Source organism: Bradyrhizobium sp. 134, assembly GCF_023074155.1.
Classification (GTDB): domain Bacteria; phylum Pseudomonadota; class Alphaproteobacteria; order Rhizobiales; family Xanthobacteraceae; genus Bradyrhizobium.
Genome location: NZ_JADPKX010000006.1, coordinates 537,303 through 560,137 on the forward strand (window position 1 = coordinate 537,303; position 22,835 = coordinate 560,137).

At 64.3% G+C, this 22,835-nt stretch carries 25 protein-coding genes; 12 read left to right on the forward strand and 13 right to left on the reverse strand.

Features of this window, described 5'->3' with window-relative positions; genetic code table 11:
• Positions 1–20 precede the first annotated feature (20 nt).
• From IVA75_RS03540 to IVA75_RS03560, 5 genes are all read right to left on the reverse strand, one after another.
• Positions 21–1,886: an alkaline phosphatase family protein gene (locus IVA75_RS03540; protein ID WP_247286978.1), complete on the reverse strand. Its 1,866-nt coding sequence runs from the start codon at positions 1,884–1,886 to the stop codon at positions 21–23.
• 952 nt (positions 1,887–2,838) lie between these two features.
• On the reverse strand, positions 2,839–3,156 hold the full coding sequence (locus tag IVA75_RS03545; RefSeq protein ID WP_247286977.1) for a LuxR C-terminal-related transcriptional regulator: 318 nt from the start codon (positions 3,154–3,156) through the stop codon (positions 2,839–2,841).
• Positions 3,157–3,204: 48 nt separating this feature from the next.
• The gene (locus IVA75_RS03550; protein ID WP_027518531.1) at positions 3,205–4,428 is read right to left on the reverse strand and encodes an ABC transporter permease; all 1,224 of its coding nucleotides are present in this window, start codon (positions 4,426–4,428) and stop codon (positions 3,205–3,207) included.
• Positions 4,425–5,150, reverse strand: coding sequence for an ABC transporter ATP-binding protein (locus tag IVA75_RS03555; protein ID WP_247286976.1), 726 nt, complete (start codon positions 5,148–5,150; stop codon positions 4,425–4,427). The genes IVA75_RS03550 and IVA75_RS03555 overlap by 4 nt, the downstream gene beginning before the upstream one ends.
• Entirely contained in the window at positions 5,147–6,565 is a 1,419-nt protein-coding gene (locus IVA75_RS03560) for an efflux RND transporter periplasmic adaptor subunit (RefSeq protein WP_249799282.1), read from the reverse strand. Before IVA75_RS03560 ends, IVA75_RS03555 begins: the two co-directional genes overlap by 4 nt.
• 597 nt (positions 6,566–7,162) lie before the next feature.
• Here IVA75_RS03560 and IVA75_RS03565 point away from each other — a divergent pair.
• The 6 genes from IVA75_RS03565 to IVA75_RS03590 all read left to right on the forward strand — a co-directional run bounded on the left by IVA75_RS03565 (position 7,163) and on the right by IVA75_RS03590 (position 10,112).
• Positions 7,163–7,822, forward strand: a complete 660-nt coding sequence (locus IVA75_RS03565) for a response regulator (protein ID WP_247286973.1) — start codon at positions 7,163–7,165, stop codon at positions 7,820–7,822.
• Positions 7,823–7,987: 165 nt separating this feature from the next.
• On the forward strand, positions 7,988–8,389 hold the full coding sequence (locus tag IVA75_RS03570) for a curlin subunit CsgB (RefSeq protein WP_247286972.1): 402 nt from the start codon (positions 7,988–7,990) through the stop codon (positions 8,387–8,389).
• Positions 8,390–8,508: 119 nt separating this feature from the next.
• A complete protein-coding gene (locus tag IVA75_RS03575) occupies positions 8,509–8,901 on the forward strand; it encodes a curlin (RefSeq protein ID WP_247286971.1) in 393 nt (130 codons plus the stop codon).
• 32 nt (positions 8,902–8,933) lie between these two features.
• On the forward strand, positions 8,934–9,311 hold the full coding sequence (locus tag IVA75_RS03580) for a curlin (RefSeq protein WP_247286970.1): 378 nt from the start codon (positions 8,934–8,936) through the stop codon (positions 9,309–9,311).
• Between the two features lie 148 nt (positions 9,312–9,459).
• A complete protein-coding gene (locus IVA75_RS03585; protein WP_247286969.1) occupies positions 9,460–9,801 on the forward strand; it encodes a curlin in 342 nt (113 codons plus the stop codon).
• Between the two features lie 20 nt (positions 9,802–9,821).
• Entirely contained in the window at positions 9,822–10,112 is a 291-nt protein-coding gene (locus IVA75_RS03590) for a hypothetical protein (RefSeq protein ID WP_247286968.1), read from the forward strand.
• A gap of 53 nt (positions 10,113–10,165) precedes the next feature.
• Here the strand turns inward: IVA75_RS03590 and IVA75_RS03595 are convergent, their stop codons facing one another.
• Positions 10,166–10,450, reverse strand: a complete 285-nt coding sequence (locus IVA75_RS03595; RefSeq protein ID WP_027567428.1) for a hypothetical protein — start codon at positions 10,448–10,450, stop codon at positions 10,166–10,168.
• A 281-nt stretch (positions 10,451–10,731) separates the two neighbouring features.
• On the opposite strand from IVA75_RS03595, the gene IVA75_RS03600 reads away from it, so the two are divergent.
• On the forward strand, positions 10,732–11,172 hold the full coding sequence (locus IVA75_RS03600; RefSeq protein WP_027567427.1) for a hypothetical protein: 441 nt from the start codon (positions 10,732–10,734) through the stop codon (positions 11,170–11,172).
• A 1-nt stretch (position 11,173) separates the two neighbouring features.
• On the opposite strand, the gene IVA75_RS03605 is transcribed toward IVA75_RS03600, so the two are convergent.
• A complete protein-coding gene (locus IVA75_RS03605; RefSeq protein ID WP_247286967.1) occupies positions 11,174–12,016 on the reverse strand; it encodes a GNAT family N-acetyltransferase in 843 nt (280 codons plus the stop codon).
• Positions 12,017–12,138: 122 nt separating this feature from the next.
• Between IVA75_RS03605 and IVA75_RS03610 the strand changes: the two genes are divergently transcribed.
• Complete coding sequence (locus IVA75_RS03610; RefSeq protein WP_247287429.1) at positions 12,139–12,843, forward strand: SDR family oxidoreductase; 705 nt, start codon at positions 12,139–12,141, stop codon at positions 12,841–12,843.
• A gap of 269 nt (positions 12,844–13,112) precedes the next feature.
• Positions 13,113–13,934, forward strand: coding sequence for an outer membrane protein (locus tag IVA75_RS03615; RefSeq protein WP_247286966.1), 822 nt, complete (start codon positions 13,113–13,115; stop codon positions 13,932–13,934).
• Between the two features lie 71 nt (positions 13,935–14,005).
• On the opposite strand, the gene IVA75_RS03620 is transcribed toward IVA75_RS03615, so the two are convergent.
• Positions 14,006–15,061, reverse strand: a complete 1,056-nt coding sequence (locus tag IVA75_RS03620) for a serine hydrolase (protein ID WP_247287428.1) — start codon at positions 15,059–15,061, stop codon at positions 14,006–14,008.
• Between the two features lie 381 nt (positions 15,062–15,442).
• Between IVA75_RS03620 and IVA75_RS03625 the strand changes: the two genes are divergently transcribed.
• Both IVA75_RS03625 and IVA75_RS03630 read left to right on the forward strand, forming a co-directional pair.
• Positions 15,443–15,847, forward strand: a complete 405-nt coding sequence (locus tag IVA75_RS03625; RefSeq protein WP_247286965.1) for a metalloregulator ArsR/SmtB family transcription factor — start codon at positions 15,443–15,445, stop codon at positions 15,845–15,847.
• Between the two features lie 2 nt (positions 15,848–15,849).
• On the forward strand, positions 15,850–16,341 hold the full coding sequence (locus IVA75_RS03630) for an SRPBCC family protein (RefSeq protein ID WP_247286963.1): 492 nt from the start codon (positions 15,850–15,852) through the stop codon (positions 16,339–16,341).
• A 121-nt stretch (positions 16,342–16,462) separates the two neighbouring features.
• Here IVA75_RS03630 and IVA75_RS03635 read toward each other — a convergent pair whose 3' ends face one another.
• The 3 genes from IVA75_RS03635 to IVA75_RS03645 are packed head-to-tail and all read right to left on the reverse strand — an operon-like array spanning position 16,463 to position 19,595.
• Positions 16,463–17,683 carry an ABC transporter substrate-binding protein gene (locus IVA75_RS03635; protein ID WP_247286962.1) on the reverse strand — a complete coding sequence of 407 codons (1,221 nt, stop codon included), beginning with the start codon at positions 17,681–17,683 and terminating at the stop codon, positions 16,463–16,465.
• A 22-nt stretch (positions 17,684–17,705) separates the two neighbouring features.
• A complete protein-coding gene (locus tag IVA75_RS03640) occupies positions 17,706–18,680 on the reverse strand; it encodes a tripartite tricarboxylate transporter substrate binding protein (protein ID WP_247286961.1) in 975 nt (324 codons plus the stop codon).
• A gap of 36 nt (positions 18,681–18,716) precedes the next feature.
• Complete coding sequence (locus IVA75_RS03645; protein WP_247286960.1) at positions 18,717–19,595, reverse strand: IclR family transcriptional regulator; 879 nt, start codon at positions 19,593–19,595, stop codon at positions 18,717–18,719.
• Positions 19,596–19,805: 210 nt separating this feature from the next.
• Between IVA75_RS03645 and IVA75_RS03650 the strand changes: the two genes are divergently transcribed.
• A complete protein-coding gene (locus IVA75_RS03650) occupies positions 19,806–20,648 on the forward strand; it encodes a hypothetical protein (RefSeq protein ID WP_247286959.1) in 843 nt (280 codons plus the stop codon).
• 4 nt (positions 20,649–20,652) lie between these two features.
• Here the strand turns inward: IVA75_RS03650 and IVA75_RS03655 are convergent, their stop codons facing one another.
• Positions 20,653–21,315: a response regulator transcription factor gene (locus IVA75_RS03655; protein ID WP_027518509.1), complete on the reverse strand. Its 663-nt coding sequence runs from the start codon at positions 21,313–21,315 to the stop codon at positions 20,653–20,655.
• Complete coding sequence (locus IVA75_RS03660; protein ID WP_247286958.1) at positions 21,312–22,694, reverse strand: HAMP domain-containing sensor histidine kinase; 1,383 nt, start codon at positions 22,692–22,694, stop codon at positions 21,312–21,314. Before IVA75_RS03660 ends, IVA75_RS03655 begins: the two co-directional genes overlap by 4 nt.
• Positions 22,695–22,835 lie beyond the last annotated feature (141 nt).

Consider the following 22,835-nt stretch of genomic DNA (forward strand, 5'->3'; position numbering starts at 1 on the left):
GACGCATTTGAACGGCGGGGTTATTTCCCCGCCGTTTTTTGTTTGCCGGTGTCCAACTCGAGGCCGAGCGTGCGGCCCGGGAAACCGGCAGTGTCGAAATAGCGCTGGCTGCCGACGCGCTGGAAGTTAAGCACGGTCTGAAGGCCGTTCTCTGACTTCTTCGACTTCTCGACCCCCTTGTACGCCTTCGGAACGAGGCCGTTGGGCAACGCCTCGGACATCACACGGCCGACGAGGCCGCCGTTCTGCGATGGGCGCAGGCCGAGGAGCTGGGCGGCCGTCATGCCGACGTCGGCATTGCTGACCGGGATCTCGCTGACATAGCCGGTTTTGAAGTCCGGACCGATCGCGGCCATGAAGTTCATGGTGTCGCCGCGGCTGAAGCTGCCATGCATGCCCTGGCCCTGGCGCAGCACGGTGTCGGCGACGTGCACCGAGCAGTTGGTCGGCGCCTCGCCGCAATCGCTGGCATAGGAGCGGAAGTTGACGACGATCGCCGGCGTCGGCGTCGCCGCCTTGCCGCGCAGGTTGACGCTCGACAGCGGCAGCGTGCCGGGGAAGCGGCCGAGCGAGTCGTCGACGAACAGGCCGGAGACGTAATCCTGCTCGAGCAGGACCTTGACGGTCTTGGCCGCCAGCTTCTTGTCCTTGTTCGGCAAATAGATCAGGTCGGAGCCGCCATTGGTGGCGACGATGAGATCGGGCTTTTCCGGATCCTTGCCGAGCACGCCGTTGCCGGCCTTGGGGTGCTTGTTGCCCTCGACCTTGGCGTTCTTGTCGTTGGGATCGAACAGCGGCAGGTCGAGCGCCTTGGCAAGGTCGAGCGCCAGAAAGCCCATCGGCAAAAAGTCCTTCGGCGTGTCGTCATAGCTGACCTTGGCCGAGGGGCTGGTCTTGCTTTCCTTGGAGATGGTCGAGAAGCCGTGGTCGGCTTGGACCATGATGTTGGTGTTTGCGGCAAGGCCGAGCTCGTCCAGCGCCTTGCGGAGCTGGGCGAGATTGTTGTCGGCATTCTTGATGCCGGCCATCGAGGTCGGCCCGTTGATGCCGGGCATGATCTGGTTGAGGCTGTCGCCGGTGTTGTGCTGACTGCCGTCGGGGTCGCGCGACCAGAACACCAGCACGAACGGCTTGTTGCGCGCCTTGAACATCGGCAGCACGACCTTGGCCGCGACGTCGGCGAAATAGGCCTGCTGCGCAACGTTGGCCGCCGTGGTGCCGGGCGTCTTGGCATCGCCCGCCTTGGAGTTGTCGCCGCGCGGCGGCGTGGCGAGGGGCAGGCCTGCCTTGGTGAGAGCGGCCTTGATCTCGTCCGACAGCGCCACGCCGTTCTTGCCGCCTGTGGCGTCGTCGAACACGACCGAATGCAGGCCGGCCTTTTCGGGCTTGTCGGTGTGGTCGAACTGATAGGTCGGACCATGCTTGCCGAGCGCGGCGGTGCTGTAGCCCTTGTCGCGGGCCAGCTTCAGGATCGTGTCCTCGTTGAGGTAGTCGCCCTTGAAATGCTCGTCGATGTCGCCGAGCACGGCGTCGTTCTCGATGAAGGGGACGACGGTGTCGCCTGCGGGCACCGAGGTATAGTTGGTCCAGATCGTGTTGGAGAACACGCCGGTGTCGCCGAGATAATGGCCGGTCGACATCGCCGAGCCGTTGGCCATGGTGAAGGTCGGGAATAGCGAGTGCGAATTCTTGAAATTGACGCCCTTGTCGCGGATTTCGGCCATTGCCGGGGCGGTCTCGGGTGTTACCTTCAGCGCCCGCAGACCGTCGGGAATGAACAGGATCAGGTTGCGGGGCGTGTTGTTCTCTGCGGAGGCAGGTCCGGTCGAAAGTCCGGCGGACAACACTGTCAGTCCGGCTGACAGCAACACCAGTGAACGGCGCATCAAAATCTCTCCCTGCGAGGCGGCTTGGCCGCCAACCGCGGCCCCCGGCTTCGTTTAGTTTCGCTGCATGACGGTTTTGTTACAAGAGCGGAGCGGCATGTAAAGAAGGGCAGGGACGGTCCGCGTGTCCCGGACGCGCTGCAGCGCACGGCCAAGAGGCGTTGCGCAGCGTCCGGGGTACGAGACAGGAATTTTGGCGGGCAGCTGCTTCAGCATCATCATTGCGAGCGCAGCGATGCAATCCAGAGTCTTTCCGCGGCGGCAGACTGGATTGCTTCGCTGCGCTCGCAATGACGGAGTGAGTGGCTGGCAGCGTCGCGCTTCGATTCGCATTCCGAGTGGCAGACACACCTTCGCCCTCTCGCGGATTGTTTTGCCCGAGCTTTGCTTCGTCGCCTCACCCTCAATTGAAAGAGGGCGCAGGGAAGACCGGGTGCCGGCTGGCACCCGCGGTCCACTGTGCGAGATTGTCGTGAACAAGATTGCACAGCGGCATACAGGTGTCGCCCAACATCCGGCCTTCCCTGCGCAGTGGCTTTACGGCTTATGTCGCGCTCTCCCCGGGGAGCGATGCACTATTGCCCCCGTCGCCTTGCGGATGGCTGATGCGTGTGCCCGGTTGAGCCACCACATCACCGCAACGCTTGGCGCACAGACCTCGGGCGCCAGGACCACACGATTTTGCCGTACGCCGATCACACCGGTCGTGTGCGCGAGGCCTTCACTCACGGTTACCCGCCCTGCAAAGCCGTTCGCGCCGATGTGACTAACGTCCACCGCCGTCCGGCCCGCGTTCGTGACGATCGCGATACGCCCCTCTTCCTTGGGCCGGAGTGAGAAATGTCTAACAAAAATCCGAATTCTAATAAAGAGGAATATTTTACCGCCGGTCCGTTGACCCCGGACTTGGGTGTTTCGTCTGAAATGACGCAAGGAATTGTGCCCGGAGCGTTCAATCCGGCGCCGTCGGCACCGGCGTATTCTGCGCGACCGCCTTGGCCGGCGTTGCCGTCGCCGAATTGCGGCCGCCATTGGCCAGGTTGCGGCGAAGCGATGGCGGCGCCGCCTGCAGGGCGAAGATGATCGCGATCTGGGTCCGGTTCTGGAGGCGGTATTTGCGCATGATGTTGCCGATATGCGCGCGCACCGTGTTCTCCGAGATCTTGAGCTCGTACGCGATGTTCTTGTTCTGCAAGCCGCGTGCGATCAGCATCATCAGGTCCCGCTCGCGTGGCGTTGGTGTGATCGAATGTTTCGGATCCGGACTCATGACTGCTCCTCCGTGGCCTTTGGTCGATGCGAACACCCCAGCATATTCTCACTCCGTCTTGAGTGCCTCGATCGGGCTGAGCTTGGATGCCTTGTGGGCGGGATAAAAACCGAAGATCAGGCCGGTCGCGATCGAGAAGGCGAGGGCAAGGCCGATCGCCTGGCCGTCGATCGAGGTGATCCATCCTGCCATGCGAGCGACCGTCATCGAGAGCGTGACGCCGGCACCGACGCCGATCGCGCCGCCGAGCAGGCAGAGCACGAGGGCCTCGCAGAGAAACTGAAGACGGATGTCCCGCATCCGCCCGCCAAGCGCGCGGCGGATTCCGATCTCACGCGTGCGCTCGGTGACCGACACGATCATGACGTTCATGATGCTGATGCCGCCAACGAGCAGCGAGACCGAGGCGATGGCGACGAGCAGGAGCGCAACGGTGCGGATCGCTCCCTGCTGCGCTTCCATGGCGGCGGCCGGATCCTGGACCTTGAAGTCGTCCTCCTGGCCAGCGGGAATACGGTGGCGCTGCCGCAGCAGGTTTTCGATCTCCGTTCGCGCCCCCGCCATCTGTCCGTCCGCGGCGACCTTGGCGATGATGTAGGCGACCGAATCCCGGTTGATGTTGCTTGCGCTGCCGAGGAAGCGCAACTTGGCCGTGGTGAGCGGCACGAAGGCGACGTCGTCCTGCGCCGGTCCCTTGCGGTCGAGAACACCGACCACTTCGAGCGGCACCTTCATGATCCTGATCTGTGCGCCGATCGGGTCCTCGCCGGGCGCGAACAGCTCATGCGCCACCGTGCTGCCGAGGATCACGACCTTGCCGGCTCCTGCCTCCTCGCTTCCCGAAAAATAGCGCCCGGTCGCAAGCTGCCAGTCGCGCACCATGAAGTGCCCGGTCGTCGTCCCGTTGATGGTCGTGTTCCAGTTCTTGCTCTCGTGAATGATTTGGGCCGTTCCTGCAATCGAGCCGGCCGCAGCCTGGATCTCGGGGATCTGCTCGAGGATCGCCTGCACGTCACTCTCGGTCATGGTGAGCTTGCTGCCATCCTTGAGACGTACGCCGCCCTGGTAGACCGCGCCGGGGTTGATCATCAGCACGTTGGCGCCGATCGAGCGGATCTGCTCCTGCAGCCGAAGCTGCGCGCCGGACCCGATCGCAAACACGGTCACGATGGAGGCAACGCCGATCACGATGCCGAGCATGGTGAGGATGCTGCGCAACGGATTGAGGCGCAAGGCGTGCAACGCGATCTGGAAGCCCTGGAGCATCGTCATGGCGCAGCGCTCCGTTTCGGCAGGATCGGGACCAGCGTTTCGTCACCGACGAGCTCGCCGTCATGCAGGCGGATCGTGCGCCCGCACTGGGTCGCGATCCCTGGATCATGCGTGATCATCACGATGGTCTGGCCGGTCCGGTTGAGCGCGGCGAACAGGGCCAGTATCTCGGCGCCGGTACGGCTGTCGAGCGCGCCGGTCGGCTCGTCGGCGAGCACGATCAGCGGAGAGGCGATCAGGGCGCGCGCGATCGCGACGCGCTGCTGCTCGCCGCCCGAGAGCTGCCGCGGGAAGTGGTGGGCCCGGTGCACCATGCCGACGGCCTCCAGGCTCTGCTCGGCGCGGGCCAGACGTTCCTTGCGGCCGATGCCGCAATAGACCAGCGGCAGGGCCACGTTCTCGATCGCATTGTGGCGCGCGAGCAGATTGTAGGACTGGAATACGAAGCCGATGCTGCGGGCGCGCAGGGACGACCGGTGGTCTTCCGAGAGATCGGCAACGTCGGTTCCCTCGAGATAGAGCGCGCCCTCGCTCGGCAGGTCGAGCAGCCCTAGCATGTTCATCAGCGTCGATTTTCCCGAGCCGGACGGTCCCATCACCGCGACGATCTCGCCTCGTTCGATGTCGAAGCTGACATTGCGCACCGCAGCCACCGCCACACCGTCGGCGCGATAGGTCCTGGAGACCGACTGCAGGCTGATGAGGGGCGGGTGGGCCGTCATGATCCGAACCTGATGCCGAGAAACTCCATGCCGGCCGGCCGGATGGCCTGGCCCACAGCGACCTGACTGCCCTCGACGAGGTCTCCGCTCCTGAGCGCGACCTGTTCGGTGCCGGTCGCGCCGACGGTGACGGGAATGCGCCGGAGTGAGCCGCTTGCGGTGCGTGCCCACACCCCGCTGCGCGCCGCGGCATCCGGCTGCGTGCCGGAGGGCTGGAAGCGCAACGCGGCAAGCGGCACTTTCAGCACGTCGTCCTGCCGCTCGATCACGATCTTCACGAGGGCCGTCATGCCGGGCAGCAACGCGCCGTCGAGGTTGGAGGTCGCCAGGACGACGGTGTAGGTCACGACGTGCTGCTGGTTCTGCGGTGCCTTGCGCACCTGCCGCACCACCGCCTCGAAGCGGCGGTCCGGGTAGGCGTCCACAGTGAAATGGGCGCGCTGTTCGGGCGCGATGCGCCCGATATCGGCTTCGTCGACCTGCGCGTGGATTTCCATGTCCTCCAGCCGGTGCGCGACCACGAACGTGGTCCGCGATTCCAGTCCGACCGCGAGCGTCTGGCCCTCGTTGACGAACCTGCCGACGACGACGCCATCGATCGGCGAGCGAATCACGGTGCGGTCGAGATCGGCCTGGGCCGCAGCGAGAACGGCCGCCTTCTCCGGCACGGCCATTCGTGCCTGCTGCAATTCCGCCTCGATCCGGCGGATATCGGCCTGCGCGCCGTCGACTGAGTAGGCGTTCAGGGACATGAGGACTTCGGCTTCGCGCTCTTGGGCAAGCCTCGCGGTGAACTCCGTCTGGGCGTCATCCACCGCCGTTATCGCCACGACGTTTTGTGACTGTAGAGCCAGCTTGCGTTGCAAGGTCTTCTGCGCCGACGCCTTGACCGCCTGCGCGCTGTCGAGCTTGGCCACGAGTACGTCTCTGCTGCCCCTGGCGTTTTGCAGATCGATCCTGGCGCGGTCGAGCTTGGCCCGCTCGATGTCGACAAAGGAGTTCGCCACCGCCACGGCCGCCCTGGCTTCATCGACTTTGGCCGCAAAGCTGCGCGGATCGATCAGGGCGAGCGGCTGATCCTTGCTGACAGTGTCGTTGAAATCGACATAGACCCGGGCGAGCTGCCCGGATAACTGGGAACCCACCTCGATCGTCTTGACCGGCTGCAGGGCTCCGGTGACGGTGATGGTCTGCTCGATGCTGCCGCGCTGGATTGAGGCATAGCGGAACACGGGGGCGTCCGATCCGAAACTTCGTGCTTCGGGCCCGACAGGTTTGAGCAGCCGTTGGGTCGATTCGTAGGCGCGGGCCGCCGCGGCCCCGGCCGCGTCGCCGATGACGGCCGGCCCCGCGGCGTAGACCGTGGCGAGGCCACATGCAGTTCCGAGCAAGGCAATAACTGGCACAAATCGCATATCAAAAACCCGCCTCTTGAAATGGCATCGTTGGCGGCACGGAGAAAGATCGCGCTATGGTTGTAAATCTCAGAAAACGCAGTCGATCGTCAGTGTGTCGCCGCTGCCGGGGCGACGGTCGGGCGCGCTTGATGATCCAGAAGTAAAGTCTGCGGGGTGCTATCTTTCGTGACTTGCCGGAAATGCATACGGAGCGTATCGATATCATGCGCGCGGTATCGAACTCGACAAGCTGACTGAACGTCCCGTCTGCTCTGGCCGAAGCGGCCAGCGCCCGGCGTTCAAGTCGGCACGTGGGTGGCGACGCCATGACGCAGTCGGCGATACCGAAGTTCCGACGCCAGATCGTCGTATTGTCGATATCGCGCATCGCCATGATGCCGCAGGTCGCCAGGGCGAATCCCCCCAATCACGAAACCCGATATGTGAACGCCTTCACTCGTCTTGAACGGGTGTTGGCCCTAAGACGTCGAAGCGGCGGACCGGAGCGACTCGCTCGATCCCCGCGAATTCATCCAAGCACCTTGATCTCGCTTGCAAGAAGAATGGATGGCTCGTTGCTTGTTCATCGAGCCCCAAGCCGGGGAGCCCGTTGCCATGAGTTCAGGTCAAGCTACAGTTTATGTCATTGACGACGAGATCCAGATTCGAACCGCGATCGGAAGTCTCTGCGAGGAGACCGGGCATCAGGTAAAATTGTTTGCATCGACCGACGAGTTTCTCGGGGAGACTATTTCCGGCGGGCCTTCATGCCTCGTGCTCGACGTCCGCTTTCCCGGCACCGCGCCGACCGGCCTCGAGCTTCAGCGCCGGCTCGCCGAGACGGGCGTGCTGATCCCGATCGTCTTCATCAGTGGCCATTCCGATGTCCGCGTCTCGGTCGAGGCGATGAAGCGCGGCGCAGTCGAGTTTCTTCCAAAACCCTTCCGCGAGCAGGAGATCCTCGACGCTATCAGGCACGGCATCGAGCGCGACCGCAGGCGGCTCGAACGCGAAGATAGCGTGCGCGAAGCGCGCCAGCGCGTCGAGACGCTCACGGCGAGGGAGCGCGAGATCATGCTGTTGATGGCCGAAGGTCTCGTCGCCAAGCAGATCGCGGCGAGGCTCGGGGTGAGCGAAGTGACGGCCAAGGTCCATCGCACCAGGATGATGCGGAAGCTGGAGCTTCGCTCGCCGATCGAGGTGGTGCGGTTGGTCGACAGCATGGGACGCGAAGACGAGACAACACGAACCGGCACGGGACAACCGTACAGCTAGTGCGCGGACACCTAAGGCGCCGCGCAACGTCTAGTCCGTACCGATTAGCATGAACTGCAGTCTGTCGCACGCAGCACGATCGGTTCAAAGTCTGTCCTGCGATGTCGGCCTCCTCCAAGACGGCATCCGAACCCAGTCAGAGATCTTAGCCAGAAAGGATATTCCATGCGCAAATTGTTTTTTGCTTCCGTTGCCGTGCTCGCCCTGTCCTCCGCCGCGCAGGCCGCCAACACCTCGACCACCGTGCAAGTGGGCGTCGTGAACGGTTCCAGCGTCTCGCAGCAGGGCCTCACCAACGACAGTTCGTCGACCAGCCAGCTCGGCATCATCAATAGCGCGACCACGATGCAGGGCACCAGCGCGGCCTCGCTCAACAACGGCAGCACGGTCAACCAGGTCGGCGTGCAGAACTCGGCGACGACCGGCCAGGTGGCGTTCGGCAACAACGGCAGCGCGATCACCCAGAACTCGTTCGGGCCTGCCGCGCTCCAGAACAACGCCGCTGCCGTCGGACAGCTCAGCGTGTTCGGCGTCAACGGCAGCACCGTCTCGCAGACGGCGCACTAAGCCAGCCCCGTTTGGCCGGACGCGTCAACTGCGGCGCGTCCGCGCCATCCTTGAAAGCACCGCCTCGGGCCGGACGACTCGGTGAGAGCTTGTCCGCCGACTTTCGCGGAGGAAATGTCATGCATCAAAAATATCTAGTTGCCACGATCGTCGCGTTCAGCTTGCTGACCGCCGTCAATGCCCAGGCCGGCAACTCGGCCAGCGTGCTGCAATTCGGCGCCACCAACAACTCCTTCATCTCGCAGAGTGGCGGCACCAACAACAGCGCCATCACGATGCAATTCGGCGCCACCAATACTGCGACCACGTTGCAGACGGGTTCGCTCCTTACCGTCAACACTTCGGTGATCGGGCAGGGCGGCACGACCGCGACGGCATCCAACACCGCGTTACTCGGCCAGGCCGGTGGCTTTAATTCGAGCCTGATCGGCCAGATCGGCGCGAACAACGCGGCGGCCGTCGGACAGCTCGGAATCCTGAACGGCTCGACAATTTTGCAGCAGACTCCTTGATCGCAAATCAATTTTCAGTCGCGAGGCATGTCATGAGGCATTTTTCAGGCGCCGCCTGTGGCGCATTTCTCACCTTGTGTTGCGTGGGCGCCGGATCGGCCGGTGCGCAGACCGCCGACATCAAGACCATCGTTTCGCTCGGCGGCCCGCCGGTCGTGCTGAACCAGAACAGCCAGCTCAACATGGCCGGCGTGTTCATGATCGGCGGCAGCACCAGCGCGACCGTCACTCAAAACGGCACGAACAACGCGACCGGAATCCTGCAATTCGGCGGGACGACATCGGCATCGGTCGGGCAGGCGGGCGTGAACAATGTCGCGTTTGTCGGCCAGGCAGGCCAGTCCACCAGCAGTTTCCTGTCCCAGTTCGGTGCGTTCAACTCGGCGACTGTTGTCCAGAATAGCCATTGAGCCGGTCGCGACCTCAGCGTCAGAAATCTAATGGGGGCAAGCGATGAAATGCGCTAGGCTACTCCTGGCATTGGCGGCATTGTTCGCCGTCAGCGTCGCGTCCGAGGCATCCGCCGGATCCGTCCAGCGCGGCGTAACGAACCGGAACGTGAGCGTCGAAACGGTCGTGCAGTTCGGCAACAATGTCCAGCCGGTCACGATCGAAGAGAACAGCCGCATCAATATCGCGCGTGTCATCCAGATCGGTGGCACGGGAACGGTCGATGCGACGATCATCCAGAACGGCACGCGAAATTATGTCGACGTGATCCAGGTGGGTGGCACGACCAATTTGGCGATCGGCCAGTCGGGCGTGAGCAACATTGCCGATATCACCCAGGTCGGCAATTCCACCAACGCCCTTCTGCTCCAGATCGGAGACATGAACACGGGAACGGTGCGACAATTCGGGCGCTTCAACTGGCTGTCGATATTTCAGTTCAGCCGGTGATCGTGAAGGCGAGGTGCAATATGAGGTTCATCGCACTTGCAGCAGGAATGAGCATCATGATGGCAATAGCAGCAGGGCCGGCCGGAGCCGGCGAGTCAGGTGACGGCCACACGACCGTAGTTCAGGACGAGAACGGCACGTCCGTCATCACCCAGAGCGGCGATCCGGCGCAGGCTGAGGTCAAGATCGAGAAGGAGCCCGGGCGCACCACGGTCTATCGCCGCAGCGGTAGCAACACCGCCATCGTGACGCAGGGCACCGGAAATGCGCAGGATATGCTGGACTGGCTGCGCAAGCAGCAGGGCCGCTGACGCACGAAGGCCCACCGTCCGCGATGGACGATGGGCCAGATCGTGAGCGGGCGTTACCAGCTGCGATAGACGCCGGTCAGTGTACCGTTGTTATTGCCCTCCGGGCCGACATCGCCCTGCGTCGAGCTCGGCGCCGGATGATTGGTGCCGTTGAGCGCACCGTATGGTCCAGCGACATCCGGATAGTACGCGCGGGGCTGAACCGGCTGGTAGGCCGGGGCGGTGCGGTCCCATCCCGCGCGCGATCCGTTCCAATCATAGCCCTGGGCCGAGGCGGCCGACGTGCCCGCGACGAGTGAAGCCGTGATCAGGCAGAGGAGTTTCGACTTATTCTGCATTGGAGATGCTCCTTGCTTGTGTAGGGAGCCAACGACCGCAGTGCGGGAGCGTTCCGGGTGTCGTCGATCGAACCGATCAACTCCGATCAACTGGTTATGAAGTCCGTTTTCCGGAACACGTTCGACATCAGCCGGAATCCCGGGCGTCTTGCCGCAGTCTGTTCCCCGTTAATTCCGTGCCTTAACCAATAATTAATTATACGTTTGCGGGTGGGCGACAGCCCGGCCTAGCGTGTCGTGGGGAGCCGCTATCCGCGAAGCCAAACGAGTTGGTGCGTATCATGATGTCCAGATCATTTGGGGCGTTGCTCGCCTCGCTCAGCGCAGCCGCGCTGCTCCTTGCCCCCAGCGACAGCTTTGCCCGACCCGGCGGCACCGTCGGACATGCCGCCACGCCTTCCGGTCCGGCGGCGCGTCCGCCGATTGCGCCGGGCGCCAGGTTCCGTGGCCGCAACACGCCTTGGGTCTACTGGCCAGGCGGCGGCGGGTTCTACTATGACAATGCAGGTTACGGTCAGCCTTTTGCCGAGACCGCCCAACCCGTTTCCAGCGACGTGCGCTATACCTATACGTACGACGTTCCCTGGGATTGGACACATCGCTTCCCGCCGAACGTGGTGCCGTCCGACCGGCCCTACGTGCCGAGCTGTCCGACGGAGCAGGTGACTGTGCCCGGCCGCGGCGGCGGCGAGCACACCGTGAATATCATGCGCTGCTACTGAGCTAGCCCAGCTCGAAACTGGTCACGCCGAAGACGCGGTCGATCCGCAGCGGCGCGATAGGTCCCGTGTACATCCGCGCCGTCTCGAACACCGGCTTCAACCCGAGCGATTCCGCGAGCGCAATCGCCTCGCGATTGACGGCGGGGACGTCGAGGAATATCTCGCCGCCGTTCGCGCTCGCCAGCAAGGCCTGCACGATCGCCTCCGCCGCCGCGCGGTCGTCGGCGACGAGCGGGCCGATCTTGCGGCCGGTCCGGCACGGCCGGATCACACCCCATGCCGCGAGCTTGCCATCGCGCAGCAATGCGCGACCGACATGTCCTGACGTGCCGATCCAGGCCCGCAGGAAGGCACTGCGCGGAGCCGGAAACACCGTTGCATCGTTGGCTTCAACGAGCGCGAACGGGATCGTGTCGAGCGCAACGACATCGGCGGGCGGCCTCGATGGTGCGGCGGCGATGCCGCCATAACGAATATTGGCGTACGCAAGCTGGAAGCCGGACTTTCGGTAATTGTCCTGCTGCGCCACGACGCCGTCGAGACCGATCACGCGAGCGCCCGCATGCGCAATCGCAGCGTTCCAGATGCGCAGGCCGTGGCCTCTGTCGCGATGATCCGATCGCACGATGTAGAAGCCGAGAAATGCGAAGTGATCGTCGTAGTTGACGCAGGAGATGGTCGCGACCGGCTCGCCGTCGATCTCGCCGACAAAGAAGCCATGCGCGTCCGGGATCGCGAAACAGGCGGCGTCGGAGAAGCCCGGATTCCAGCCTTCCGCCGCGGCCCAGTCGACCGCGATGGCGATCTCCTCGGGGCGCAAATTGCGGATCTGCAAATCGCTCATCTTTCAAGTCGCTTTCGACGGTGGACCTTTCGGCTGGTCCGGCGGTAGAAGGCCTCATGATTGGCCGGGCCTGCGGCTCGCCTCCACGATATCACAGAGGATGATCGGTCATGGCAGCAGAGATGGCAGCAGAGAAGGTCGCACTCGTGACCGCCGGCGGCAGCGGGATGGGGGCAGGGGCCGCGCGCCGGCTCGCAGCCGACGGCTTTCGCGTCGCGGTCCTGTCCTCCTCCGGCAAGGGCGAGGCGCTGGCAGCCGAACTCGGCGGATTGGGGGTCACCGGTTCCAACAAGTCGAACGACGATCTGAAGCGGCTTGTCGACGGCGCGATGGCCAAATGGGGACGCATCGACGTGCTCGTCAACAGCGCGGGCCACGGGCCCCGGGCGCCGATCACGGAGATCACCGACGAGCAATGGCACACCGGCCTTGACACCTATCTGCTCAACGTGATCCGTCCGACCCGGCTGGTGATGCCAATCATGCAAACGCAAAAGGGCGGCGCCATCATCAACATCTCGACCGCCTGGGCATTCGAGCCGAGCGCGATGTTTCCGACCTCTGCGGTGTTCCGCGCTGGCCTTGCCGCCTTCACCAAGATCTTCACCGACACCCACGCCGCCGACAACATCCGCATGAACAATGTGCTGCCGGGCTGGATCGACAGCCTGCCAGAGCTAGATGCACGCCGCGACAGCGTGCCGATGCGGCGCTACGGCAAGGTCGAGGAGATCGCCGCGACGATCTCGTTCCTGGCGTCCGACGGCGCGGCCTACATCACGGGACAGAACATCCGCGTTGACGGCGGACTGACGCGTTCGGTCTGAGAGGCGGGGATTCGAATCGCGTCGCGCGGGGTGTCGCGATGCGACAGTGGTGTGCGTGGCCCGCCGCTGCCGCAGGGTGATGCGTGGCTCTCGAGTCACACCCGTCACGCGTTCGCGCGCCGCACGGCTCACACTACGTCACAGTCTCTATGAACTTCGCCGCAGCCCAAGACGAGGGACCGGCAGCCTATGCCCGATCAGCGCCGGACAACTTCCGCCCGCGCGCGTTCCGAAACGCGAGATCAATCGCGTGGGGTAAGGAGACCGGAATGAAGAAGTTTTTGCTGGCGGTTGCCGCGGTTGTCTTGGGCTCCGCATCCGTGCAGGCGGCCGACCTCGCGGCGCGCTACACCAAGGCGCCGATGATGGCGACGGCCTACAACTGGACCGGCTTTTACGTCGGCGGCAATGTCGGCGGGCAGTGGGGCAGCGCCGATCCGGCCACCTCGACCGTGTTCGCTCCCGCCGGCTATTTCGCGGACACCAGTGTTACTGCGATTGCGGCAGTCGGCGCCCAGCGGGTCAACAGCTCCAGCGTCACCGGCGGTTTTACCGCCGGCCACAACTGGCAGGTCAACAACGCCGTGTTGGGTCTCGAAGGTGACATCAACTATTTCGGCTTCAAGGGCAGTGCGACGGGTTCGGCGTTCTATCCCTGCTGCGCGCCGACCGGCTTCACCGTGTCGTCGTCAGTCTCGGCCGATTGGCTTGCCACCATCCGCGGCCGCATCGGCTTCCTCGTGGCTCCGACCTGGCTGCTCTACGCCACCGGCGGCGCGGCCATCGCCCAGGTGAAGGGCAATTTCAACTTCACCGACACGTTCGCCGCCGCGACCGAGTCGGCCGCGATCCGCGACACGCGGGTCGGCTGGACCGCAGGTGTGGGCACCGAATATGCCGTCGGCGGCGGCTGGTCGCTCAAGGCAGAATATCTCTACGTCGATCTCGGACGCAGCACCGTGACCAGCACCAATCTGCTTGGCGGCGCGTTTCCGGCCAACGTCTTCACCCATTCGGTCGATCTCAAATCGAACATCGCGCGCGTCGGCGTGAACTACAAGTTTGGCGGACCCGTCGTCGCCAGGTACTGAGCTTCATCCCGTTCCTGATCTGGCGTGGAAAGCCCCGGCTCAGCCGGGGCTTTCTGTTTTAAGGGATGTGTTCAGTGCGGGCCCATGAGCTTCGCCAGCGCGGGCAGGATCTTGTAGCGGGCGATCTCGTGCGGGTATTCGCCGCGATTGGCCAGCAACACGATGCCGATCCGCTGTGCGGGCACGAGGCCGATATAGCCGGAGGCGTTGTTGAGCCCACCCGGTTTGTCGACGACGGTGACGCCTGGAAGATGCACCGTCTCCCAGGCCATTCCCTGTCCGAACTTCTCGTCGACGCGGAAAATCTCGTGCTGTGTCATCCGCAATGCCTCGCGCAAATGCGGATCGATCGATCGGCCGTCGACGCAGGCGGCAACGAAGATCGAGAGATCCCGCGGCGAGGAAAACATCTGGCCCGTGCCGGGGAAATCAAAATAGCTCTGCTGGTTGCCGATGGGGCCGATCGCCATACCCTGATCCGAATAGCCCTGGACCGCGCGCTGCATCCAGGCCTCGTCCATGACGGCACGGCTGTCTTCGCCGCGTTCGGGCACGGAGGTCGCATTCATGCCGATCGGCCTGAGGATGCGTTGTTCGAGCAGGGTCGAGATCGGAGCGCCGCAACAGCGCTCGAGCACGAGCTGAAGCAGGACGTAGCCGGCGTGGCTGTAGATGCGCTGCTTGCCGGGCGCTTCGCCGGCTTGCGGTCTCCAGCTGTTGAACATCTCGATGAGCTGCGCGCGGGAAAAAGTGTCGCTCGGCCAGGGCGGATGGTCGGTCGGCAGCAGCATGCCTGAGGTGTGCGTGACGAGCTCGCCGACGGTGACGCGGCGGATATAGTCGCCGGTGAGCTCCGGGAGATATTTCACCAGACGATCGTCGAGCCGCAGCTCGCCGCGGAGGGTGCCGAGCGCGACCAGTGTCGCCTCAAACGGCTTGCGCAGGGAACCGAGGTTGAACAGCGTGTCCGGCGTGACCGGCCTTCGCGTGGCGTCGTCGGCAAAGCCGTAGTTGAAGAACTCGACATGGTTGCCGGCATAAAGCGCGGCGGCCAGACCGCCCGGCTGGTCCGGCGTTGCGGTCGGCGCCAGCTCGTTCGCGACGATGTCGCGCATCTGCGCGATCATGTCGGAATCCGCGGCGGCGCCGCGCGGCCAGGCAAGCGCGAGCGGAACGAGCGCAGCCCGGGCCAGCGCCCGTCGGGTGAGGTACGATGAGGTGACAACAGACGGCACGGCTCTGGCGCAGGATTCGATGCGCCCCCGGTCTCTTGTAGCGGGAAGGACCGCGCCCCCCTATTCACGATCGCGCGTGGTGGGTTCCGTCTGCGGAGCCTTGCGACAGTCCGTAGCCTGGATGGAGCGAAGCGCAATCCGGGAAAGTGCCGCAGCCGAGCGAGCGGTCCCCGATTACGCTTCGCTTCATCTAGGCTACCAGTCGGCAAAATTAACTTAGCTAATTGGCTAACAATGTTGACGCCGGATGGCGACAGTCCTATAGTTAGCCTCATGGCTAACCAATTATCCCAACTCGATCAGGTTTTCGCGGCCCTTGCCGATCCCACCCGGCGGGCGATCGTGATGCGGCTCTGCGCAGGTGAGGCGTCGGTCGGCGAGCTTGCCGGTCCCTTCGAGATGGCGCTGCCGAGCTTCATGAAACACATCCACGTGCTGGAGATGAGCGGTCTCATCCTGTCGGAGAAATCGGGGCGCGTGCGCTCCTGCCGCCTCAGTCCTGACGCGCTCCTCACTGCGGAGGACTGGTTCCAGCATCAGCGCGCGATCTGGGAGGCGCGGCTTGATCGCTTCGAAGCCTATGTGATGAAGCTGAAGAAAGACAGGGCCGCTGCCAAGCGGCCGTCCAAGACAAGTAACAAGACGACCGGCAAGACAACCAAACGGAAAGGTTCCTGACGATGACGAATTCTGCCAATCCCGCCCTGTCGCAATGGTCGCTCGACCGCGAGATCGTGATGTCGCGCGTGATCGACGCGCCGCGCGATCTGGTGTTCGAAGCGTGGTCCGACCCAAAGCACCTGCCACAATGGTTCGGGCCGAAGGGTTTCAAGCTCGATACCTTCGAGATCGACGTGCGGGTCGGCGGCGTCTGGCGCTTCAACATGATCGGCCCCGACGGCACGGTCTACCCGAACCGCATGCGCTTCCGCCGCATCGAGCGACCGTCGCTGTTGGAGATGGATCACGGCGACGACCAGGACGAGGATCCCGGAATGTTCCGTTTCACCGTCACCTTCGCCGAACAGAGCAACGGCAAGACGGTTCTGATGATGCGGCAGCTGGCGTCGAGCACGGCGCAGCGCGACGGCATGATCAGCTTCGGTGCCGTCGAATACGGCTACCAGACGCTCGACAAGCTCGCGGCCTATGTGGGCGGGATGAAGAGATAGGGCGAGCAGCCACCTTCCTCCTTCATGCCGAGGAGGCCGCGGAGCGGCCGCCTCGAAGCACGAGGACCATCGGTGAGGCCTTCATTCTTCAAGGCGCGCGCCCCTCAGGATGAGGGGCGCTTCATTCCTTCGCCTCGTCCGTGACGATGTCGCCGAGTTTCTGCCAGCGCTGGCCGTCGAACTGCACCATCTGGAACTGTTTGTTGACGCGGTAGTCGGTCGGCGTCGTCGTCACCGAGATGCCCGGCAGCGTCAGGTCGAGTGTGATGTTGTTCAGACTGGCGGCCTGGCGCATCACGTTCTCGCGCGTGAGATCGTCGCCGCATTGCTTCAGCACCTGCACCAGCAGCTGCGCGGTGATATAGCCGTATACGTTCAGGTTCGAATCCCTGTCGCCCTCCGGGTAGTATTTGGCCATGAAGGCGAGATATCGCTTCATGCCGGGATCGTCCTTCCATTCGGGGTCGGCCGAATCCTTGACATAACCGACGCTGACGACGCCCTTGGCGTTGTCGAGTCCGGCGGGTTTCAGCACCGCGCTGACCGAGGAGGCGTTGATGTCGATGATGTGCAGCGGCTTCCAGCCGATCTCGGCAACCTTCTTGATCGCCTGCGCGGCCTGTTTCGGCGTCGTGGCGCTGAACAGCACGTCGGCACCTGCATCCTTCAACCGCAGGATCTGCGAATCGATGGTCGGCTCGGTGATCTCGTAGGACGTCTCGGCGACGATCATCTTCGACTTGTCACCGAGACCTGCTTTGAAGCCGGCGAGGTAGTCCTTGCCGAGATCGTCGTTCTGATAGAGCACGCCGACCTTGGCGTTCGGATGGTTCTTCAGAATATATTGCGCGTAGATCCGGCCTTCGACGAGGTAGGAGGGGTTGAAGCCCATGGTCCAGGGGAAGTTCTTCGGATCGGTGAAACGCGCCGCGCCCGTTGCCGCGAAGAGCTGCGGGACCTTCTTGGCGTTAAGATATTTTTGCACGGCGACATTAGGCGCCGTGCCGATGATCTGGAAGGTCAGCAGCACCTCGTCGCTTTCGACCAGCTTGCGGGTCTGCTCAACCGTCTTCGGAGGCGAATAGGCATCGTCATACTGGATCAGATTGACCTTGCGGCCGTTGACGCCGCCCTGGTCGTTGATCATCTTCATGTAGGCGGCCTGGGTCTTGCCGATGACGGCATAGGCCGAGGCCGGCCCGCTGAGCGGGACGGTCTGGCCGACCTCGATCTCGGTGTCGGAAGCGCCGGGATCGTATTTCTTCTGCGCCTGTGCTCCCGGGATCGATAGCGCGAGAGCGATCGCGGCTGCCGCGACATGTTTGAGAAGTAGTTTTTTCATTCCCATTCCCCGTTCGTGACTGTCACTCGCCCTTGAGGCCGGCCTCGCGGATCAGTCCGGTCCACTTTTTTGTTTCGTTGTCGATGAACTGGCCGAATTCGGCCGCGGTGCCGGCGCGCACTTCGAGGCCCTGGGCGGTCAGCTTGTCCTTGATCGCCGGCTCGGCCAGCGCGCGCAGCACTTCGGCCTGCAGCTTGTCGATGATGGCGCGCGGCGTCGTCGAAGGCGCCATGAAGCCGTACCAGCCGGCCGCAGCCACGTTGGGAAAACCCTGCTCGCGCAAGGTCGGCGCCTGCGGATAGAGCGCGCTGCGTTCGGCCGATGCAACGCCGAGCACAATGAACTTGCCGCTCTGGATGTAAGGCAGTGCGGTCGGCAGCGCCGTCAGCGTGGCATCGACGCGGCCGGCGAGCAGCTCGGTGTAGGACGCGGCATCGCCACGGAAGGGGATGTTGAGCCCCTTGACACCGGCATCCCTGAACAGGAGTTCGCCGGCAAGATGTGGCTGCGAGCCGGCACCGGGCGAGGCGAAGGTCAGGCCATCCGGCTTCGATTTGCCGTAGGCGATCAATTCGGGAAGCGTCTTGAACGGCGCGTCCGCGCTGATGATCAGGAACAGCGGCGCGATCACCGCCATCGCGACCGGCTGCAGGTCCTTGCGCTCATAGGTCAGCTTGCCGAACAGCGCTTCGGCGGTGGCGTAGGGGGCCGCGACATAGAGGAGTGTGTAGCCATCGCCCGGCGCATGCGCGACCGTGTCGTTGGCGATGCGCGTGCCGGCGCCCGGCTTGTTTTCGACGATAAACTGCTGGTGCAGGTTGCGGCCGAACTCTTCGGCCAGCAACCGAAGCGAGATGTCGTTGGAGCCGCCGGGCCCGTAAGGCGAGATCAGCCGCACCATACGCGACGGCCAGGCGTCCTCAGCGTTTGCAGAGAATGGAAGTCCGGATAGCGAAAGGGCGAGGGTGCCCAAAAATGTTCGCCGTGTGACGGTCATGGTGGCCTCCCGGTGGCGGAGCGCCGATTGTCTTGTTCATCGCTTGGCGCTCTTTTTGTTTTGCTTTTGTGTTTCGGTGGCCGGCGCCGCCCCAATCATGGTGCGGATGCTGTCGGCAAGAGCGGCAATGCGCGGGCCGATCTCGCCCTCCAGCTGGCCGGGCTGGAGCCGGAATGCGGGAATGCCGCAATTGATCGAAAAGGCCTGCTTCGCCTCACGCGCATGAAACAGCGGCGCCGCGACCGCATGGATCGAGGCGATGTACTCGCCGAAGCAGGTGCAGAAGCCGCGGCTGGCGCATTGTGCGAGGCCGGCGCGGTATGTCTCGCGGAAGGCCGACCACAGCTCGGTATCCTCGCTTGCAATGCGCTCTTCGAGCAACGCGGCATCGGCCTGCGGCAAGGTCGCCGCCGCGGCACGGCCCATTGCCGTCATCACCACGGAAATGGGCATGCCGATGTCGGGGACGTGCGGGCCGACGTCGCCAGAGCGCGCGGTCTCGACATAGATCATGGAGGTCGCATCGAGCAGGCCGATCGAGACCGTGCCGCGCACGCTTTGTGCCAGCTCCTGCATCATCGGACGCGCGACCTGGCGGAACTGCATGTCGGCGAGCAGCGGATGCGCCATGCGAAGTGCACGCGCGCCGACGCGATATTTGGCGCGTTCGGCATCGTAGCGGAGGTAGCCGAGCTCGGCGAGCGTATGAGTCAGTCGCGCCACCGTCGGGCGCGGAATCCCGGTCAGCGTCGACAGCTCCATGTTGCCGAGCTGCGTCGCCCCCGCCTTGAACGCTTCGAGCACCACGAGACCTTTTGCCAGCGTCGTCGCGAACGCAGCGTCATCGACGCTGTCCGCCAGCACGGCGGCGGCGGACGAGGAGGCGCGGATCGGTTTGGACGCGGTTCTGGCCATGCGGGCTTAATGAACCCGGTCTCGCCCGTTGTCCAATAGATTCAGAAAATGTGCCGTTATGTCCACTATCCGGACACGGAGCGGCTTTGCCGGCGAGGATAAAATGTGCGCGAAGGGCTCCGCCGCGCACAGATTTTCGTCGCGATTCCGTGGCTTGTTGTGACAGGTTTATTACGACTGAATGTCATATCGATTACATCGGAGCGATTCATGTTGCAGTGGCAGGCGCGGACGAATCCCCTCGCGTGGTGGTGGGGGTCCCTGACGCTGGCCAGTGCTGCCAACATTCTCGTCTGGTTCATGCTGTACCGCGCGTTCTCGCCGACGCCCTCCGGCAGCCTCAGTAGTGGCTCCGACATCGGGCTGATGTTCCTGCTCTGCGCCGGCTATGTCTTCGGCTGCGCCTTCCGTTCCTTCCTGCCGCGCGCCGACGTGCAGCGCATCTGCCTGTTCGACACCTGGCTCTCCAGCGTCTTCGTCGGCCGCACGGTCGCGACCGTGGCCGAACTGTGCTTCGCCGCGCAATGGGCGGTCATCCTGCATCAACTCGGGACCATGACGGGCGCCGAGACGGTCGTGAACATCGCGTGGGTGATCGTGCCAATCATCATCATCGCGGAGTGCTTCTCCTGGTATGCGGTGGTGACGACCAACTTCCTCTTCAACGCAATCGAGAACTCGCTTTGGGCCGTGACATTCTTCCTCGCGGGCATCGCGCTGTGCCGGCTGATGCCGGAATTCCAGGGGCCGGTGCGGTGGGCGCTGATTGCCGGCATCGTCGGCATCGCCTGCTTCCTGGCCTTCCTCGTCACCGTCGACGTGCCGATGTATCTCAGCCGCTGGCGGGCAGGGCATGAAGAGGGCAACAGGTTGCTCGGCTTCCTCGAAGGCTTGCATGACGTTTCGACCCGCTGGGTCGTGACCCACGACATCGCGCACTGGAAGGGCGAGCTGACCTGGATGTTCCTGTATTTCACCGCCGCCGTGTGGTCGAGCCTCGCGCTCTGTGCGCTCTACGCGATGGAAGGCTATCTCACGCGCTATCTGGCCTGAGCGATCAGGCCTCGCCGAGATCGACCTCCGTCAAGATGCCTTGGCGCAGCGCCAGCCGGACCAGCTCGATGTCGGAGCCGACACCGAGCTTGTCCTTGATCAGAGAATGCAGGTTCGCCACCGTCTTGGGGCTGACATGGAGTGTCTCCGCGATCTCCTCTGTCGTGTTCTCGGCGAGCAGCAGCCGCAGCACCTCGAACTCACGCGGCGTGAGGACGTCGGCGGCAGAACTTTCCCCGGCCAGCCGGCTCAGCGCGAGCTCATGGTCGATGTCGGGGCTGATCGCGATCTTGCCGGCGAGCACGTCCATCACGGCGCGCACCAGCGTCTCTGGTGGACTGGTCTTGGTGACGTAGCCTCTGGCGCCGGCGCGGATCGCCTGCACGGCAAAGCCGGCGTTTTCATGCATGGTGAAGACGAGGATTCTCGCGCCCTTGTCCCACTGCCTGATCCGCCGGACCGCCTCGATGCCGCCGATGCCGGGCATGCTCAGATCCATGATGACGAGGTCGGGCGCCTCCGATTTGTAGAGACGGTAGGCCTCCGCGCCGTCGGCGGCTTCGGCGATGACGCGTAGTCCCGGCTGCTTCTGGAGCACGGAGCGGTAGCCCTCGCGGACGACGGAATGGTCGTCGACCAGCAGAATGGTGGCGTCGGCCGCGCTCATGCGGCGTGCTCCAGCGGCGGCCGATCGGCGGCGAGCGGAATGACCACGCGCAGTGCGGAGCCGCCGTTCGGCGAGGCCTCGAAGCTCAATTGGCCGCGCAAAGCTGCGACGCGCTCGCGCATGCCGAGCAGGCCCATTCCCGATTTCGCGACGGAATCGGTCGCGCGTCCGTCATCGTCGATCGCAAGCGCGATCTCGCTCGCCCCCATCGTCAATTCCAGGCTGACCCGCGTGGCGACGGCATGCTTGGCGGCATTGGTGAGCGCCTCCTGCACGATCCGGTAGAGGCTGGCGCTGATCGTGGCCGGCAGGGTCTCGAATGCGCCGTCGAACCGGATCGAGAAGCGCGTCTCGCCGCGGCTGCGCCCGTTCCAGCCCGCGACGAGGCCTTCGAGGCTGGCAACGAGCCCGAGCTCCTCGACATCGGGTGGCCGCAGCCGGAACAGTGTGCCGCGCAACGTCTCCATCATGCCGGTTGCGGTCCGCGCGATGCCGTCGCATTCGCCAAGCAGGGAGGGACACTCTTGTGCGGCGGTCTGGCGGGCGGAGGAGGCGAGCGCGCGGATGGCGGCGAGCGACTGGCCGAACTCGTCATGCAGCTCGCGCGCGAGATGGCGGCGCTCCTCGTCCTGGAGCGCAATCAGCTTCCGCGTCAGCTCGCTGCGTTCGGCAAGCGCGGTCTCGAGGCTTTCGGCGAGATGGTTGAAGCCGTCGCGGATCGCGGAGAGCTCGGCGAGGTCGAACGGCGGCAGCCGCGTGGTGAGGTCGTTGGCGGCAATCCGCTCGAGGCCGGTGCGGATCATGCGGGTGGGGCGCAGCGCGCGTGCCAGCGCGGCGTAGACCAGCGCGCAGAGCAGCGGCAGCGCGATCGCGAGCGCGAGCATCAGGCGGCCGGCCTCGTGCCAAGCCTCCGCGGTCTGCACGGCCGGCTCGACCGAGACCACGGCCTCGCCGAGCTTCGTCCCGCGCACGATCACAGGCCGTGCCGCTTCTCGGCCGGGATCGAACAAGCCGCGATAGAAGGCCGCGAAGGCTTGCGGCGGCGGGTTCGCCGGAACGGGCGCGCCGCTGCAGAAGCGCTGGAGGACGTCGCCACTGGTGCCGCGGAACGCCAGGCACAGGCCGGGCGTCATCACATAAGCCGAAACGGGGTCGAGGTTGGGAAAGTCCGAGCGCGGGCTCGCGACCCACTGGATCTTGCCCTGCTGCAGCTCCAGCGTCTTGGCCACGATGGCGGCGATATCGTCGAGGCGCGCATGCGCCGCGCGGTCGGCCGTAATCAGGAAATAGGCGGAGATGGCGGCGAAGCAGGCGGCCGATATCGCGGCCACGCGCAACGTCAGACGGACTTTGAGATCGAACCTCGGGCGGTTCCACATCGGCAGGCACCTGGTGCGAACGGGTTTGTCGCGTCCGCATTAAACGGCAGAACGCATCCGGCGCAAAGCCGCCAGGCGCCAGTGCGGTGCACCGTCGTGAAATTTTCCCGGCCATCGCCGGGACCAGCGCCGCTGCATGGC

What these genes read in the sequence shown, in the direction of transcription:
- IVA75_RS03660 (WP_247286958.1), bottom strand. Translation starts at nt 22,694, where the DNA reads ATGTGGAACCGCCCGAGGTTCGATCTCAAAGTCCGTCTGACGTTGCGC.
- IVA75_RS03540 (WP_247286978.1), bottom strand. Translation starts at nt 1,886, where the DNA reads ATGCGCCGTTCACTGGTGTTGCTGTCAGCCGGACTGACAGTGTTGTCC.
- IVA75_RS03615 (WP_247286966.1), top strand. Translation starts at nt 13,113, where the DNA reads ATGAAGAAGTTTTTGCTGGCGGTTGCCGCGGTTGTCTTGGGCTCCGCA.
- IVA75_RS03630 (WP_247286963.1), top strand. Translation starts at nt 15,850, where the DNA reads ATGACGAATTCTGCCAATCCCGCCCTGTCGCAATGGTCGCTCGACCGC.
- IVA75_RS03650 (WP_247286959.1), top strand. Translation starts at nt 19,806, where the DNA reads ATGTTGCAGTGGCAGGCGCGGACGAATCCCCTCGCGTGGTGGTGGGGG.
- IVA75_RS03645 (WP_247286960.1), bottom strand. Translation starts at nt 19,595, where the DNA reads ATGGCCAGAACCGCGTCCAAACCGATCCGCGCCTCCTCGTCCGCCGCC.
- IVA75_RS03555 (WP_247286976.1), bottom strand. Translation starts at nt 5,150, where the DNA reads ATGACGGCCCACCCGCCCCTCATCAGCCTGCAGTCGGTCTCCAGGACC.
- IVA75_RS03550 (WP_027518531.1), bottom strand. Translation starts at nt 4,428, where the DNA reads ATGACGATGCTCCAGGGCTTCCAGATCGCGTTGCACGCCTTGCGCCTC.
- IVA75_RS03575 (WP_247286971.1), top strand. Translation starts at nt 8,509, where the DNA reads ATGCATCAAAAATATCTAGTTGCCACGATCGTCGCGTTCAGCTTGCTG.
- IVA75_RS03625 (WP_247286965.1), top strand. Translation starts at nt 15,443, where the DNA reads ATGGCTAACCAATTATCCCAACTCGATCAGGTTTTCGCGGCCCTTGCC.
- IVA75_RS03590 (WP_247286968.1), top strand. Translation starts at nt 9,822, where the DNA reads ATGAGGTTCATCGCACTTGCAGCAGGAATGAGCATCATGATGGCAATA.
- IVA75_RS03545 (WP_247286977.1), bottom strand. Translation starts at nt 3,156, where the DNA reads ATGAGTCCGGATCCGAAACATTCGATCACACCAACGCCACGCGAGCGG.
- IVA75_RS03570 (WP_247286972.1), top strand. Translation starts at nt 7,988, where the DNA reads ATGCGCAAATTGTTTTTTGCTTCCGTTGCCGTGCTCGCCCTGTCCTCC.
- IVA75_RS03595 (WP_027567428.1), bottom strand. Translation starts at nt 10,450, where the DNA reads ATGCAGAATAAGTCGAAACTCCTCTGCCTGATCACGGCTTCACTCGTC.
- IVA75_RS03610 (WP_247287429.1), top strand. Translation starts at nt 12,139, where the DNA reads ATGGCAGCAGAGAAGGTCGCACTCGTGACCGCCGGCGGCAGCGGGATG.
- IVA75_RS03620 (WP_247287428.1), bottom strand. Translation starts at nt 15,061, where the DNA reads ATGATCGCGCAGATGCGCGACATCGTCGCGAACGAGCTGGCGCCGACC.
- IVA75_RS03635 (WP_247286962.1), bottom strand. Translation starts at nt 17,683, where the DNA reads ATGAAAAAACTACTTCTCAAACATGTCGCGGCAGCCGCGATCGCTCTC.
- IVA75_RS03605 (WP_247286967.1), bottom strand. Translation starts at nt 12,016, where the DNA reads ATGAGCGATTTGCAGATCCGCAATTTGCGCCCCGAGGAGATCGCCATC.
- IVA75_RS03580 (WP_247286970.1), top strand. Translation starts at nt 8,934, where the DNA reads ATGAGGCATTTTTCAGGCGCCGCCTGTGGCGCATTTCTCACCTTGTGT.
- IVA75_RS03565 (WP_247286973.1), top strand. Translation starts at nt 7,163, where the DNA reads ATGAGTTCAGGTCAAGCTACAGTTTATGTCATTGACGACGAGATCCAG.
- IVA75_RS03640 (WP_247286961.1), bottom strand. Translation starts at nt 18,680, where the DNA reads ATGACCGTCACACGGCGAACATTTTTGGGCACCCTCGCCCTTTCGCTA.
- IVA75_RS03655 (WP_027518509.1), bottom strand. Translation starts at nt 21,315, where the DNA reads ATGAGCGCGGCCGACGCCACCATTCTGCTGGTCGACGACCATTCCGTC.
- IVA75_RS03560 (WP_249799282.1), bottom strand. Translation starts at nt 6,565, where the DNA reads ATGCGATTTGTGCCAGTTATTGCCTTGCTCGGAACTGCATGTGGCCTC.
- IVA75_RS03600 (WP_027567427.1), top strand. Translation starts at nt 10,732, where the DNA reads ATGATGTCCAGATCATTTGGGGCGTTGCTCGCCTCGCTCAGCGCAGCC.